Origin of the sequence: Desertihabitans aurantiacus (assembly GCF_003344635.1) — a bacterium.
GTDB classification, from domain to species: domain Bacteria; phylum Actinomycetota; class Actinomycetes; order Propionibacteriales; family Propionibacteriaceae; genus Desertihabitans; species Desertihabitans aurantiacus.
The window spans coordinates 1-12,074 of record NZ_QPKK01000015.1; the positions used below are offsets into that span (position 1 = coordinate 1).

Below are 12,074 nucleotides of genomic sequence, written 5' to 3' on the forward strand. Positions count from 1 at the left end.
GCCCGCCGCGCCTCGCCCCGGCCACCGCCGGGGCGGGTGCGCGGACGCGGGTGCCCGAGCCGACGGTCGCGACCAGGTAGCCCTCGGCGACCAGCTGGCCGTACACCTCGGTGACCAGCCAGCGCGAGCAGTCCAGCTCGGCCGCCAGCGCCCGGCTCGGCGGCAGCACCGACCCGTCGGGGAGCAGCCCGTCCTGGATGCCGCTGCGCAGCGCGGCGGCGAGCCGACGCGTGGACGACCGCTCGCCCGGGTCGGTCGGCAGCGGCACGCCGCCGACCACGACGGTGCTGCTCATTGGTCTGCTGTTCCCGTCTCGAATTGGCCCGGGTGCCCGGGCCAACCTCTTCCTAGCATCGCCGTATGCACACACGGAAGCTGTACAGCGGCACCACCGAGCTCGAGGTGAGCGAGCTCTGCCTCGGCGTCATGCTCCTCGGCGTCCGCGAGGACGAGGCGACCTCCTTCGCGATCCTCGACCGGTTCTTCGAGGCGGGTGGCCGCTTCTTCGACACCTCCAACAACTACGGCTCGTGGGGCGACGACCCGACCACCGCGGGCCTCAGCGAGCGCACCCTCGGCGCCTGGATCGCCCGCCGCGGGGTGGCCGACCGGGTCGTGGTCGCGACCAAGTGCGGCGCCGGCAAGATCCGGCCCGACCGGCCGCTGTCGACCACCGCCCCCACCAACTACGAGGGCCTGGCCCCGGAGGTGGTGCGGCGCGAGCTGACCGGCAGCCTCGAGCGGCTCGGCCTGGACCGGGTCGGCGTCTACTACGGCCACGTCGACGACCGCACCCGCGACGTCACCGAGATCGCCGACACCTTCTCCGCCCTCGTCGAGGAGGGTCTGGTGACCGTCCCGGGTCTGTCGAACACGACGACCTGGCGGCTCGCGGTGGCCCGTCGGCACAGCGCCGACCGCGGACGGCCGGCGTTCGGCGTCTGGCAGCAGCAGCACTCGGCCTACTGGCCGGCCCCCGGTGTCGACACCAGCGCGCTGGTCGACCAGGACGCCATCGACTACGCCGCCGAGCACCCCGGGCTGACCATCGTCAGCTACTCCCCGCAGCAGGCGGGCCAGCTGGTCCGGCCGTGGATGGGTTTCCGCGACCCCTACGACCACCCCGGCAGCCACCAGCGGCTGCGGCTGGTGCACCGCATCGCCCACGACCTGGGTGCGACCGCCAACCAGGTCGTGCTGGCCTGGCACCTGGCCGGGCCACGGCGGCGGCTGGCGCTGGCCGCCGGGTCGTCCAGCACCCCGGAGGACCAGCTGCCGGTGCTGCGGGCGGCCATGCTCCCGGTGATCGGGGCGAGCTCGGTCGAGCAGCTGGAGGAGGCCCTCGGCGCGGTGGAGCTGCACCTCGACGAGGAGCAGCTGGCCGCCCTCGACGCGGCCTGAGGCGACGGGCCGGTCCCGGCCTCAGCCGGGGCCGACGGCCGCGCCGAGGTCGGCGACGGTCAGCCGCCAGTCGGCCCGGGCGCCGGTGGGCAGCACCAGCTCGGCGTTGCGCTGGTCCGACCCGGACGCCCGGTCGCGGGCCTCGTCCTCGCCGCGGCCGTGACGGCGGTGCCGCTCGACCAACCGGGTGGCGCGGACGTCCTCGGGCGGGGCCAGGAACCAGCACTCGTCGAGCAGCCCGCCGACCTGTGACCAGGGGTCGCGGTCGAGCAGCAGGTAGTTGCCCTCGGTGACCACCAGCTCCACCTCGGGGCCGACCTCGACCGCCCCGGCCACCGACTGCTCGGTGCCGCGGTCGAAGAGCGGGGCGTAGACGGGCCGCTCGGCCGTCCGCAGCCGCTGCAGCAGGGCCAGGTAGCCGTCGGCGTCGAAGGTGTCGGGGGCGCCCTTGCGCTCCCAGCTGCCGTGGGCGCGGAGCACCCGGTCGTCGAGGTGGAACCCGTCCATCGCCACCAGCACCGCCCGCGGCCCGAGGGCGGCGACGAGGGCCTCGGCGAGCACGCTCTTGCCCGCCCCGGGAGCGCCGGCGATGCCGAGCAGACGGCGTCCGCTCCCCAGCAGGCGTCCGGCCCGGTCGACGGCCTGCTGCAGCGTCACCGTGGTGACCTGCGCCGCCAGGTGCCCGCCGGCGTCGCGTCGCGGTCGGGAGCGCGGTCGACCGGCCCGGGGGTCCTGGACGCTGTCCAGCCAGGGTCCGAGATCCAGCACCCGGCACCTCCTCGTCGTCGGCATCGGTGCCCGCCGGCGGCGGGAGCCTCGGGCGACGGTAGGCGACGACCCGCCAGGTGTGAAATCGGCCTCGCCCCCGCACCACCGCCAGTACGGTGCTCGGGTGATCATCCCGAAGCCGCGATCGCTCACCCCCGCCGCGGGCACGCACCGCCTGGACGCCACCACCACCGTCGACGGACCCGCCGAGCTGGTGGCGCCGCTGCGCCGGCTGCTCGGGCCGGGCACCGGCCTGGCGCTGGAGCGCTCGGAGGCGGCGACGCTGCGGGTGGTGCACGAGCCCGCGCTGCCCGCCGAGCACCACGTCGTCGAGATCACCCCCGAGCAGGTCACGCTCACCTGCGCCGACCCGGCCGCCGCCGTCTGGGCCACCCAGACCCTGCGCCAGCTGCTGCCCCCGGAGGCCCTCAGCGCCGGGGCGACCCGCACCGAGTGGGAGCTGCCCTGCCTGCGGGTGGAGGACGGCCCCCGCTTCGGCTGGCGCGGGGTGATGATCGACGTGGTCCGCCACTTCATGCCGCTGCGCGACCTCTACGCATTGGTGGAGCAGCTGTCGCTGCACAAGTACAACGTGCTGCACCTGCACCTGACCGACGACCAGGGCTGGCGCTTCGAGTGCCGTTCGCACCCGCGGCTGCACACCGTCGGCGGCACCCGTCCGGAGTCGATGGTGGGCCCCGACGGCCCGACCGACGGCACCCCGCACGGCGGCTGGTACACCCAGGACCAGCTGCGCTCGCTGGTGGCCTTCGCCGCCGAGCGCGGGATCACCGTCGTCCCCGAGATCGAGTTCGCCGGGCACGTCGAGGCCGCGCTGACCGCCTACCCCGAGCTGGCCGTCCCCGGGCACGCGGTGGACCGGGTGCGCAGCGCCCCGGGCATCTCCGACTACGTCATCAGCACCGACGACGCCTCACTGGCCTTCGTCCTCGACGTCTTCACCGAGGTGCTGGAGGTGTTCCCCTCGACCTTCGTCCACGTCGGCGGAGACGAGGCCCCGCGCACCCAGTGGCTGGCCAGCCCCGAGAGCGCGGCGCTGGCCGAGCAGCGCGGGCTGCCCGACGCCGGGCACCTGCAGCGCTGGTTCACCGAGCAGCTGCGCGACTGGCTGGCCGAACGCGGCCGCCGGCTGGTGGGCTGGGACGAGATCTGCGACGAGGGTCCGCTGCCGGGCGCGGTGGCGATGGCCTGGCGCGGACCGGAGAAGGGGGTGGCCGCGGCCCGGGCCGGGCTGGACGTGGTGATGGCCCCGGTGACCGCCACCTACTTCGACTACTACCCCTCAGAGCTCCCCGAGGAGCGGCGCTGCATCTTCGGCCTCACCACCACCGAGCAGGCCTACGCCTTCGACCCGCTGGCCGACCTGGACGCCGACAGCGCCGCCCGGGTGCTCGGCACCCAGTGCCAGCTGTGGACCGAGTACGTGCCCGACCTGCGTCGCGCGGAGTACCTGCTGTGGCCGCGGGCCTGCGCGCACGCCGAGGTCGCCTGGTCCGACCCCGCCGGGCGCTCCTTCGAGGAGTTCGGCCAGCGGCTGGCCGCCCACGTCGCACGGCTGGACGCGCTGGGCATCAACCACCGCCCCGAGGCCGGGCCGCTGCCGCACCAGCAGGGCGGCACCGGGATCTGGCAGCGGGGGCCGTCCGCCCCGCCGGCCGAGGAGCCGCTGGCGCTGGCCGAGCCCGGCGTCTGACTCGGACGCCGGCGTCCGGTGCCTTCTGTCAGTGGCCCGGCGTAGCGTCCCCACCATGACGATGCGGCTGGCGATGGTGACGGTGGACAGCGACGACCCGGGCCCGCTGGCCCGGTGGTGGGCCGAGCAGGTGGGCGGTCAGGTGGTGCAGGACTTCGACGGCGGCTACGTGATGGTCGGGCTGCCCGACGGCCAGCCCGCGCTGGCCTTCCAGAAGGTGGACGACCCGACCCCGGGCAAGAACCGGATCCACCTTGACCTCACCGCCGACGCCTCGGTCGATGCCGAGGCCGAGCGGCTGGTGCGGGCGGGCGCCACCGAGGTCGGGCGGCACGAGGCGGAGGGCTTCCGCTGGGTCACGCTGGCCGACCCGCAGGGCAACCAGTTCTGCGTCGCCGAGGGCCACTGACGTCGGAGCCGGCCACTACCCTCGGGCCCATGCAGACACCTCCGATGGGCGCGCACGTCGACCAGCTCGACCCGGTCGCCGAGGCGAGGGCCCGGGACGCCCAGCTGTCGCAGTTCTTCCTCGGTGACCCGCAGGGGTGGAAGGGCCCGGTGGTGCACTACGCCGGCGGAGCGGAGGCGCTGCGGGCCGACGCCGAGGCGGCGGGTGTCGCGCTGTACGTGCACGCCCCGTACGTGCTCAACGTGGCCACCACGAACAACCGGATCCGGATCCCCAGCCGCAAGCTGCTGCAGCAGACGGTGACGGCCGCCGCCGAGATCGGGGCGAAGGGTGTCATCGTGCACGGCGGCCACGTCGGCGCCTCCGACGACCCGGCCAAGGGCTTCGACAACTGGCGCAAGGCGGTCGACCAGCTGGACGCCCCGGTGCCGGTGCTGATCGAGAACACCGCCGGTGGGGCGAACGCGATGGCGCGTCGGCTGGACCGGATCGCCCGGCTGTGGGAGGCGGTGCAGTCGGCCGAGGGCGGTGACCGGGTGGGCTTCTGCCTCGACACCTGCCACTTCCACGCCGGTGGGGAGGAGCTGGCCGGGCTGGTCGACCGGGTGCGCGCGATCACCGGGCGGATCGACCTGGTGCACGCCAACGACTCCCGCGACGCCTTCGACTCCGGCGCCGACCGGCACACCAACTTCGGCCAGGGATCGCTCGACCCGGACGGCGTGCTGGAGGTGGTGCGCGAGGCCGGCGCCCCGGTCGTCGTGGAGACCCCCGGCGAGGGGCACCGCGACGACCTGGCCTTCCTGGCGACCGCGTTCGCCTGAGCCGTCGGCCCGGGTCGCACCCGGCCGGTGCCCGGTCGTCGCGCTACGGTCGGGGCCGTGGCGCAGCATGGACGGCAGACGGCGGAGCGGGGGGCCGCGGCCCCGGCCCGCGACCGGCTACGGGACCGGCAGTGGTACGCCGCACTGACCTTCCTGGCCGGCGTGCTGACCTTCGTCGGCACCTGCGCCTGGCTGGTGCTGCCCGACGCGTCGGCTGCCCCCGTGCTGGTGGTGGCCTACCTGGTGGCGCTCGTGCCGCCGACCGTGTGGACGGTGGTGCGGCTGCGCGGCTCGCGGCGCCACGTCGTCGGCCACGTGGTGCTCGTCGCGGTCGAGGTCGCCCTGCTGCTGGGCACGCTGCTGCTGGCCCCACGCGCCGACGACCCCTTCGGGGCGGCACTGCTGCTCGGGGGTCTGTCCTTCCTGGTGGCGGCCGGCGGCGGGCTGCTGCTCAAGGGCCTCGCCCAGCGCTGAGCGCCCGCGCCGCGCTCAGCGGCGGTGCACCACCCGGGCCGAGCTCTGGTCGGTGGCCAGCATGAGGATCTGGTCGATGTTGACGTGCTTGGGCCGGGTCGCGACCCAGACCACGGCGTCGGCGACGTCGTCGGCGCTCAGCGGCGTCATGCCCTCGTAGACCTTCGCGGCCGCGTCGGCGTCCCCGCGGAAACGGGTCACGCTGAACTCGGTCTCCACCATGCCGGGGTCGATCTGGGAGACCCGGACCGGCTGGCCGAGCAGCTCCATCCGCAGCACCCGGCTGAACGCCGACACCGCGTGCTTGGCCGCGTTGTAGCCCGCCCCGCCCGGGTAGGGCTCGCGGCCGGCGACCGAGCCGATGGTGATGACACGGCCGTCACCGGAGGCGACCAGCGCCGGCAGCAGCGCCTGGGTGACGTGCAGGGTGCCGAGGACGTTGGTCTCGTACATGGTGCGCCAGTCCTCGGGGTCGGCCTCGGCGACCGGCTCGGTGCCGATGGCCCCGCCGGCGTTGTTGACCAGCACCTCGCAGCGCTCGATCCCGGCGCAGAAGTCGCGCACCGAGCCGGCGTCGGTGACGTCCAGCGGGCGGACGTCGGCGCCGAGCTCCTCGGCCAGCGGCTGCATCCGCTCGACCCTGCGGGCCCCGACCACCAGGTCGAACCCGGCGGCGGCCAGGGCGCGCGCACTCGCCGCCCCGATCCCGCTGCTCGCTCCGGTCACCACCGCCAGCGGACGTCCCGCCATCGCTGCTCCTCCTCGGCCGCGTCCCCGGCTGGGACGACCGCCCCACCCTCTCAGACGTCCGCCACCGGGTGGTCGCCGCCGCCCGCACCGCGGCCATCCCCGCTACCCCCGCCCTTCACACACCTTCGCGCGACGGCACACACGCTGCAGCATGGGTGCCGTCGCGCGACGGTGTGTGGCGCCCACCCGCTCCCGCCGCGGCACACACCTCCGCTGCACCGCACACACGCTGCAGCATGGGTGCCGTCACGCGAAGGTGTGTGCCGGCGGCGGGCAGCGGGTGAGGGTCAGGGACGCGGGGCCAGCTCGGCGACGGCGGCGCGCAGACTGTCCAGGGTGAGGCCGGCCGCGGCCATGATGTGGGCGGCGGCGCCGGCCTCGGCGCGCATCAGCCCGAGCACCAGGTGCTCGGTGCCGAGGTGGCGGTGCCCGAGGTCGAGGGCCTCGCGCAGGGTCAGCTCCAGCGCCTGGCGGGCGGCGACGTCGAAGGGGATGTGCCCCTCCTTGGCGCGCCGGCGACCGGCACGGGTGCGCTCCAGCGCGCCGGGTCCGAAGGCCTCCTCGGCCTGGGAGCGGACGGCGTCCAGGTCGATCCCCAGCTGCCACAGCTTCTGGGCGTCCGGGCCGGAGGTGTCGCTGCGGGCGATCGCCTGGACGGCGGCCGCGGCCTGCGACCGGGGCAGACCGGCCCGGGTCAGCACCTCCGCGCCGACCGACTCCGCACCCGGCGGGTCGTACAGGCAGATCAGCAGGTTCTCGGTGCGTACCTGGCCCTGGTGCCGGGACCGGGCGTCCTCCTGGGCCAGCACCACCGTGCGCCGCGCCTCCGCGGTGAACTTCTCGAACATCCGTCTCCTCCTCGCGCCGTGCTCAGTAGCCGAGCCGTCGGTACTTCTGGTGCACGGCCTGCTTGCTCACCTGCAGCACCGCCGCGATCTGCTGCCACGACCAGCCGTGCTGGCGCGCGTTGACCACCTGCAGCTCCTCCAGGGACTCCTGCAGCGCCCGCAGCGCCGCCACCGCGGCCAGGCCCTCGGCCGGGTCCTTGCTGGAGGCCGCCGCCGCCACTCCCGTCGCATCCGCCATGTCGTCAACCTAGCTTGACGACCCGACCTGCGTCAACCTTCCTTGACGACTACGGGGTTCACCTCCGCGACACCACGCCGATGCCGGCACGGACGGGGGTGCGGTTAGCCTCGGCGCGTGACCCGCAGCGTCTACATCGCCTCCCCCGAGGGGCTCACCGGCAAGTCGACGGTCGCGCTCGGCCTGCTCGACCAGCTGATCCGCGAGGTGGGCACGGTGGCGGTCTTCCGGCCGCTCGTGCACGCCGAGGGTCGCGACACCCTGGTCGAGCTGCTGGTCGACCAGCCCGGGGTGGACGTGGGCTACACCGAGGCGGTCGGGGTGACCTACGACGACGCCCACGCCGACCGCGACGCCGCCCTCACCGCCATCGTCGAGAAGCACGGCGAGCTGGCCGAGCGGTTCCCCGCGGTGCTGGTCCTCGGCTCGGACTACACCGACACCTCCACCCCCGACGAGCTGGTGCTCAACGCCCGGATCGCCTCCAACCTGGCCGCCGGCGTGGTGCTGGTGGTCAGCGGCGTGGACCGCGACGCCGAGGAGGTCATCACCACCGCCGAGCAGGCCCGCCGGGTGTTCGCCGCCGAGCACGCGGCGGTCTCGATGGTGATCGCGAACCGGGTGCACCCCGACGTGCTGGCCGAGACCCGCGTCCGGCTGGCCGAGCACTTCCCCGACCTCTGCTCCTCCGCGATCGGCGAGAGCCGGGTGCTGGCCGCGCCGTCGGTGCGCCGGCAGCTGGAGGCGGTGGACGCCCAGCTGGTGCGGGGCAACGAGGACTGGCTGGACCGGGAGTCCCTCGACCTGCTGGTGGCCGGGATGACCCTGCCCAACGTGCTGGCCCGGCTCACCCCCGAGACCACGGTGATCGCCGCCGGCGACCGCCCCGAGATCCTCGCCGGGCTGGTGCTGGCCCACCGCTCGGGCACCTTCCCGCCGCTGGCCGGGATCATCCTCGTCGGCGGCTACGAGGTGCCCGAGACCGTGCTGCGGCTGGTCGAGGGCGTCGAGCACGACCTGCCGATCGCCATCACCTCCCTGGGCACCTACCGCACCGCCGAACGGCTCTCGCGGCTGCACGGGCCGATGATCGTCGGCTCCCGGCGCAAGGTGGAGGAGGCCCGGCGGCTGTGGGCCGAGGGCGTGGACGCCGAGGCGGTGCAGCGGGCGCTGGACGTCCAGCCGTCCGGGGTCCGCACGCCGCTGATGTTCGAGTACCAGCTGCTCGAGCGGGCGCGCGCGGACCGCAAGCACATCGTCCTGCCCGAGGCCTCCGACGACCGGATCCTGCGCGCCGCCGACGTGCTGCTGCGTCGCGGGGTGGCCGAGCTGACGCTGCTCGGGGAGGAGACCGGGGTGCGGGCGCGGGCGTCCACCCTCGGGCTCGACCTGGACGCCGCCCGGGTGCTCTCGCCACGCGACCCGGAGCTGGTCGAGCGGTTCGCCGCCGAGTACGCCCGGCTGCGGGCGCACAAGGGGGTGACGATCGAGCAGGCGCGGGAGAAGGTCGTCGACATCTCCTACTTCGGCACCATGATGGTCCAGCTGGGGATGGCCGACGGGATGGTCTCCGGTGCCGCGCACACCACCGCCCACACCATCCGCCCCGCGCTGGAGTTCGTGAAGACCCGGCCCGGGGTGCGCAGCGTCTCCAGCGTCTTCCTCATGCTGCTCAGCGACCGGGTGCTGGCCTACGGCGACTGCGCGGTCATCCCCGACCCGACCGCCGAGCAGCTGGCCGACATCGCGGTCTCCTCCGCCGACACCGCGCGCTCCTTCGGGATCGAGCCGCGGGTGGCGATGCTGTCCTACTCCACCGGCAGCAGCGGGTCGGGCGCGGAGGTGGAGAAGGTCCGCGAGGCCACCGCGCTGGTGCGCGAGCGTGCGCCGGAGCTGCCGCTGGAGGGCCCGATCCAGTACGACGCCGCGATCGACCCCGACGTGGCCCGCACCAAGCTGCCCGACTCCCCCGTGGCCGGACGGGCCACCGTGTTCGTCTTCCCCGACCTCAACACGGGCAACAACACCTACAAGGCGGTCCAGCGCAGCGCCGGTGCGGTCGCGGTGGGTCCGGTGCTGCAGGGGCTCAACAAGCCGGTCAACGACCTCTCCCGCGGCGCCCTGGTCGACGACATCGTCAACACCGTGGCGATCACCTGCGTGCAGGCGCAGAACCCCTGAGGATCATCCGTCCCGGTCGTCCAGCTCGGCGAGACGGGCCAGGGCCTCCTCCCAGCGGCAGCGGCGCTCGTCGGCGTCCTGCTCCCACCACGGCGTGCCGCGCTCGCCCAGCCCGACCTTGGCCGCCTGCACCCGCTGCCGGTGGGGCGCCGGGTCGCTGCCCTCGCGCTTCGCCCGCCCGACCGCCGAGCGAGCCCGGCCCAGCTGGGAGCGCAGCGCGGCGGCCACGTCCTCGGGCAGCTGCGGGTCCTGCCGGCGCCAGCGGCGGCCGTCGACGACCAGCCACCGCTCGTCCTCCTCGCCCACCCGGTGACGCTAACGCCTGCCCGCCCGCGTCCGGCGCCGACCTGACCGGTGGGTAGCGTCTGCGCCGTGGCCACCGAACCAGGCAGCGCACCGACCGGGCAGCGCAGCGTGCTCGTCCTCAACAGCGGCTCGTCCTCGCTGAAGTACCAGCTGGTCGACGTCGACTCCGAGCAGGTGCTGGCCCGCGGCAGCGTGGAGCGGATCGGGGAGTCGGGCTCCTCGGCCAGCCACACCGCGGGTGAGCGGACCACCCGCTCCGACGACCGGGTCTCCTCCCACGGCGACGCGCTGGCGATCGTCATGGACGCCTTCGACCGGCAGGGCCCGGACCTGGACGAGGCCGGGCTGGTGGCGATCGGGCACCGGGTGGTGCACGGCGGCGGGCACAGCGAGCCGCAGGTCGTCACCGAGGACGTGCTGGAGGAGATCGAGGCGCTGCAGGTGCTGGCGCCGCTGCACAACCGGGCCGCGGCGATGGGCATCCGCGCCGCCCAGGCCATCCGGCCCGATGTGCCGCACGTGGCCGTCTTCGACACCGCCTTCTTCGCCGGGCTGCCCGCCGAGGCCGCCACCTACGCACTCGACCGTGAGGTGGCCGCGCGGCACCGGCTGCGCCGCTACGGCTTCCACGGCACCTCCCACGCCTGGGTCTCCCGGCAGGCCGCCGAGCTGGTCGAGCGTCCCTACGAGCAGCTCAAGCAGGTGGTGCTGCACCTGGGCAACGGGGCCTCGGCCTCCGCGGTCGACGGCGGCCGCCCGGTCGACACCTCGATGGGGCTGACCCCGCTCGAGGGCCTGGTGATGGGCACCCGCAGCGGCGACGTCGACCCGGCCGTGGTGCTCACCCTGGCCCGCGCCGGCGCCGGGCCCGACGAGATCGACGCGCTCCTCAACCAGCGCTCCGGGCTGCTCGGGCTCAGCGGCGTCAACGACTTCCGCGAGCTGCAGCAGCGGGTCGACGCCGGGGACGCCGACGCCCGGCTGGCCCTCGACGTCTACGTGCACCGGCTGGTCAAGTACGTCGGCGCCTACCACGCCCTGCTCGGCGGCACCGACGTCCTGGTGTTCACCGCCGGCGTCGGGGAGAACAACCCCGCGCTGCGGTCGGCGGTGGCGGAACGGCTGCGGCCGCTGGGCTTCGTGCTGGACGAGTCGGCCAACACCGCCGGCCGGGCCGTCGGCGGCCGGGTGGTCTCCACCCCGGACTCCCCCGTCACCATCGCCGTCGTCCCCACCAACGAGGAGCTGGCGATCGCCCGCCAGGCGGTCGACCTCGTCGGCTGAGCCCGCACGCCGCCCAGCCCGCGGCCGGGCGCTGGTCCCGCCGCCCCGCCCCGGTGCCGACCACTACGCTGACCGCCATGACGACTGCGCTGGTGACCGGGGCCACGGCGGGCATCGGGGCGACGTTCGCGCGTCACCTCGCCTCCCGCGGGAACGACCTGGTCCTGGTGGCCCGCGACGAGCAGCGGCTGCGGACGTCCGCGGCAGAGCTCTCTCGGGTGTACGGCGTGGACGTCGAGGTGCTGCGGGCCGACCTGTCCTCCCGGGCCGACACGGTGCGGGTCGCCGAGCGGGTCGCCGACGCCGACGCCCCGGTCGAGCTGGTGATCAACAACGCCGGGTTCGGTCTGCAGAGCACCCTGCTCGACCCCGACACCTCGGTGCACGAGCGGGCCCTGGACGTGATGTGCCGGGCGGTGCTGATGATCAGCGGCGCCGCCGCCCGCGCGATGCGCGACCGCGGTCGCGGTCGGATCGTCAACGTCGCCAGCACCGCCGGCTGGGTGACCCTGGGCCACTACTCGGCGATCAAGTCGTGGGTGACGGTCTACACCGAGAGCCTGGCGGTCGAGCTGGCCGGCACCGGCGTCAGCGCCACCGCCCTCAACCCCGGCTGGGTGCACACCGAGTTCCACGACCGGGCCGGCATCCGGGCCTCCAAGCTGCCCGACGTGGTCTGGGTCGACGTCGACCGGCTGGTCACCGAGTGCCTGGACGACGTCGAGCGGGGCCGGGTGATCAGCATCCCGACCAAGCGCTGGAAGGCCGCGATCTGGCTGGCCCAGCACCTGCCGCGCCCGGTGATCCGCAAGGTGTCCTCGCTGCTGCAGTCCTCGCGCCGGCACTGACCCGCCCCACCCCCGACCGCCCGCCCCGA

The 12,074-nt window shown here is 74.8% G+C and carries 14 protein-coding genes; 8 read left to right on the forward strand and 6 right to left on the reverse strand.

Annotation, left to right across the window (positions count from 1 at the left end):
• Nucleotides 1–295 (reverse strand): GntR family transcriptional regulator (locus DVA66_RS02940; RefSeq protein WP_157973801.1); only part of this gene is annotated, 295 nt, incomplete at its 3' end.
• Nucleotides 296–360: 65 nt separating this feature from the next.
• On the opposite strand from DVA66_RS02940, the gene DVA66_RS02945 reads away from it, so the two are divergent.
• Complete coding sequence (locus DVA66_RS02945; protein ID WP_114558704.1) at nt 361–1,401, forward strand: aldo/keto reductase; 1,041 nt, start codon at nt 361–363, stop codon at nt 1,399–1,401.
• A 21-nt stretch (nt 1,402–1,422) separates the two neighbouring features.
• Here the strand turns inward: DVA66_RS02945 and DVA66_RS02950 are convergent, their stop codons facing one another.
• Complete coding sequence (locus DVA66_RS02950; RefSeq protein ID WP_232821718.1) at nt 1,423–2,169, reverse strand: nucleoside/nucleotide kinase family protein; 747 nt, start codon at nt 2,167–2,169, stop codon at nt 1,423–1,425.
• Between the two features lie 124 nt (nt 2,170–2,293).
• Between DVA66_RS02950 and DVA66_RS02955 the strand changes: the two genes are divergently transcribed.
• Genes DVA66_RS02955 through DVA66_RS02970 form a run of 4 tightly spaced genes read left to right on the forward strand, consistent with a single transcriptional unit; the run spans nt 2,294 to nt 5,590 of the window.
• Complete coding sequence (locus DVA66_RS02955) at nt 2,294–3,883, forward strand: beta-N-acetylhexosaminidase (protein WP_198671426.1); 1,590 nt, start codon at nt 2,294–2,296, stop codon at nt 3,881–3,883.
• A gap of 55 nt (nt 3,884–3,938) precedes the next feature.
• Nucleotides 3,939–4,292, forward strand: coding sequence for a VOC family protein (locus tag DVA66_RS02960; protein ID WP_114558706.1), 354 nt, complete (start codon nt 3,939–3,941; stop codon nt 4,290–4,292).
• Nucleotides 4,293–4,321: 29 nt separating this feature from the next.
• Entirely contained in the window at nt 4,322–5,116 is a 795-nt protein-coding gene (locus DVA66_RS02965) for a deoxyribonuclease IV (protein WP_114558707.1), read from the forward strand.
• Between the two features lie 57 nt (nt 5,117–5,173).
• Nucleotides 5,174–5,590 (forward strand): hypothetical protein, encoded by a 417-nt coding sequence (locus DVA66_RS02970; RefSeq protein WP_114558708.1) that lies wholly within the window; start codon nt 5,174–5,176, stop codon nt 5,588–5,590.
• 15 nt (nt 5,591–5,605) lie between these two features.
• On the opposite strand, the gene DVA66_RS02975 is transcribed toward DVA66_RS02970, so the two are convergent.
• The 3 genes from DVA66_RS02975 to DVA66_RS02985 form a co-directional block, all read right to left on the reverse strand.
• Nucleotides 5,606–6,340, reverse strand: a complete 735-nt coding sequence (locus tag DVA66_RS02975; RefSeq protein ID WP_114558709.1) for an SDR family NAD(P)-dependent oxidoreductase — start codon at nt 6,338–6,340, stop codon at nt 5,606–5,608.
• Nucleotides 6,341–6,627: 287 nt separating this feature from the next.
• Entirely contained in the window at nt 6,628–7,188 is a 561-nt protein-coding gene (locus DVA66_RS02980; protein ID WP_114558710.1) for a Clp protease N-terminal domain-containing protein, read from the reverse strand.
• A gap of 22 nt (nt 7,189–7,210) precedes the next feature.
• The gene (locus DVA66_RS02985) at nt 7,211–7,426 is read right to left on the reverse strand and encodes an AsnC family protein (protein ID WP_114127343.1); all 216 of its coding nucleotides are present in this window, start codon (nt 7,424–7,426) and stop codon (nt 7,211–7,213) included.
• 117 nt (nt 7,427–7,543) lie between these two features.
• Between DVA66_RS02985 and pta the strand changes: the two genes are divergently transcribed.
• Entirely contained in the window at nt 7,544–9,607 is a 2,064-nt protein-coding gene (pta, locus tag DVA66_RS02990) for a phosphate acetyltransferase (protein WP_114558711.1), read from the forward strand.
• Nucleotides 9,608–9,610: 3 nt separating this feature from the next.
• Here pta and DVA66_RS02995 read toward each other — a convergent pair whose 3' ends face one another.
• Nucleotides 9,611–9,913 (reverse strand): hypothetical protein, encoded by a 303-nt coding sequence (locus tag DVA66_RS02995; RefSeq protein WP_114558712.1) that lies wholly within the window; start codon nt 9,911–9,913, stop codon nt 9,611–9,613.
• Nucleotides 9,914–9,979: 66 nt separating this feature from the next.
• Between DVA66_RS02995 and DVA66_RS03000 the strand changes: the two genes are divergently transcribed.
• Together DVA66_RS03000 and DVA66_RS03005 are read left to right on the forward strand one after the other, a co-directional pair.
• A complete protein-coding gene (locus DVA66_RS03000; protein ID WP_114558713.1) occupies nt 9,980–11,197 on the forward strand; it encodes an acetate/propionate family kinase in 1,218 nt (405 codons plus the stop codon).
• 77 nt (nt 11,198–11,274) lie between these two features.
• On the forward strand, nt 11,275–12,045 hold the full coding sequence (locus DVA66_RS03005; RefSeq protein ID WP_114558714.1) for an SDR family NAD(P)-dependent oxidoreductase: 771 nt from the start codon (nt 11,275–11,277) through the stop codon (nt 12,043–12,045).
• Nucleotides 12,046–12,074: the final 29 nt, after the last annotated feature.

What these genes read in the sequence shown, in the direction of transcription:
- DVA66_RS02975 (WP_114558709.1), bottom strand. Translation starts at nt 6,340, where the DNA reads ATGGCGGGACGTCCGCTGGCGGTGGTGACCGGAGCGAGCAGCGGGATC.
- DVA66_RS02980 (WP_114558710.1), bottom strand. Translation starts at nt 7,188, where the DNA reads ATGTTCGAGAAGTTCACCGCGGAGGCGCGGCGCACGGTGGTGCTGGCC.
- DVA66_RS02965 (WP_114558707.1), top strand. Translation starts at nt 4,322, where the DNA reads ATGCAGACACCTCCGATGGGCGCGCACGTCGACCAGCTCGACCCGGTC.
- DVA66_RS02985 (WP_114127343.1), bottom strand. Translation starts at nt 7,426, where the DNA reads ATGGCGGATGCGACGGGAGTGGCGGCGGCGGCCTCCAGCAAGGACCCG.
- DVA66_RS02960 (WP_114558706.1), top strand. Translation starts at nt 3,939, where the DNA reads ATGACGATGCGGCTGGCGATGGTGACGGTGGACAGCGACGACCCGGGC.
- DVA66_RS02945 (WP_114558704.1), top strand. Translation starts at nt 361, where the DNA reads ATGCACACACGGAAGCTGTACAGCGGCACCACCGAGCTCGAGGTGAGC.
- DVA66_RS03005 (WP_114558714.1), top strand. Translation starts at nt 11,275, where the DNA reads ATGACGACTGCGCTGGTGACCGGGGCCACGGCGGGCATCGGGGCGACG.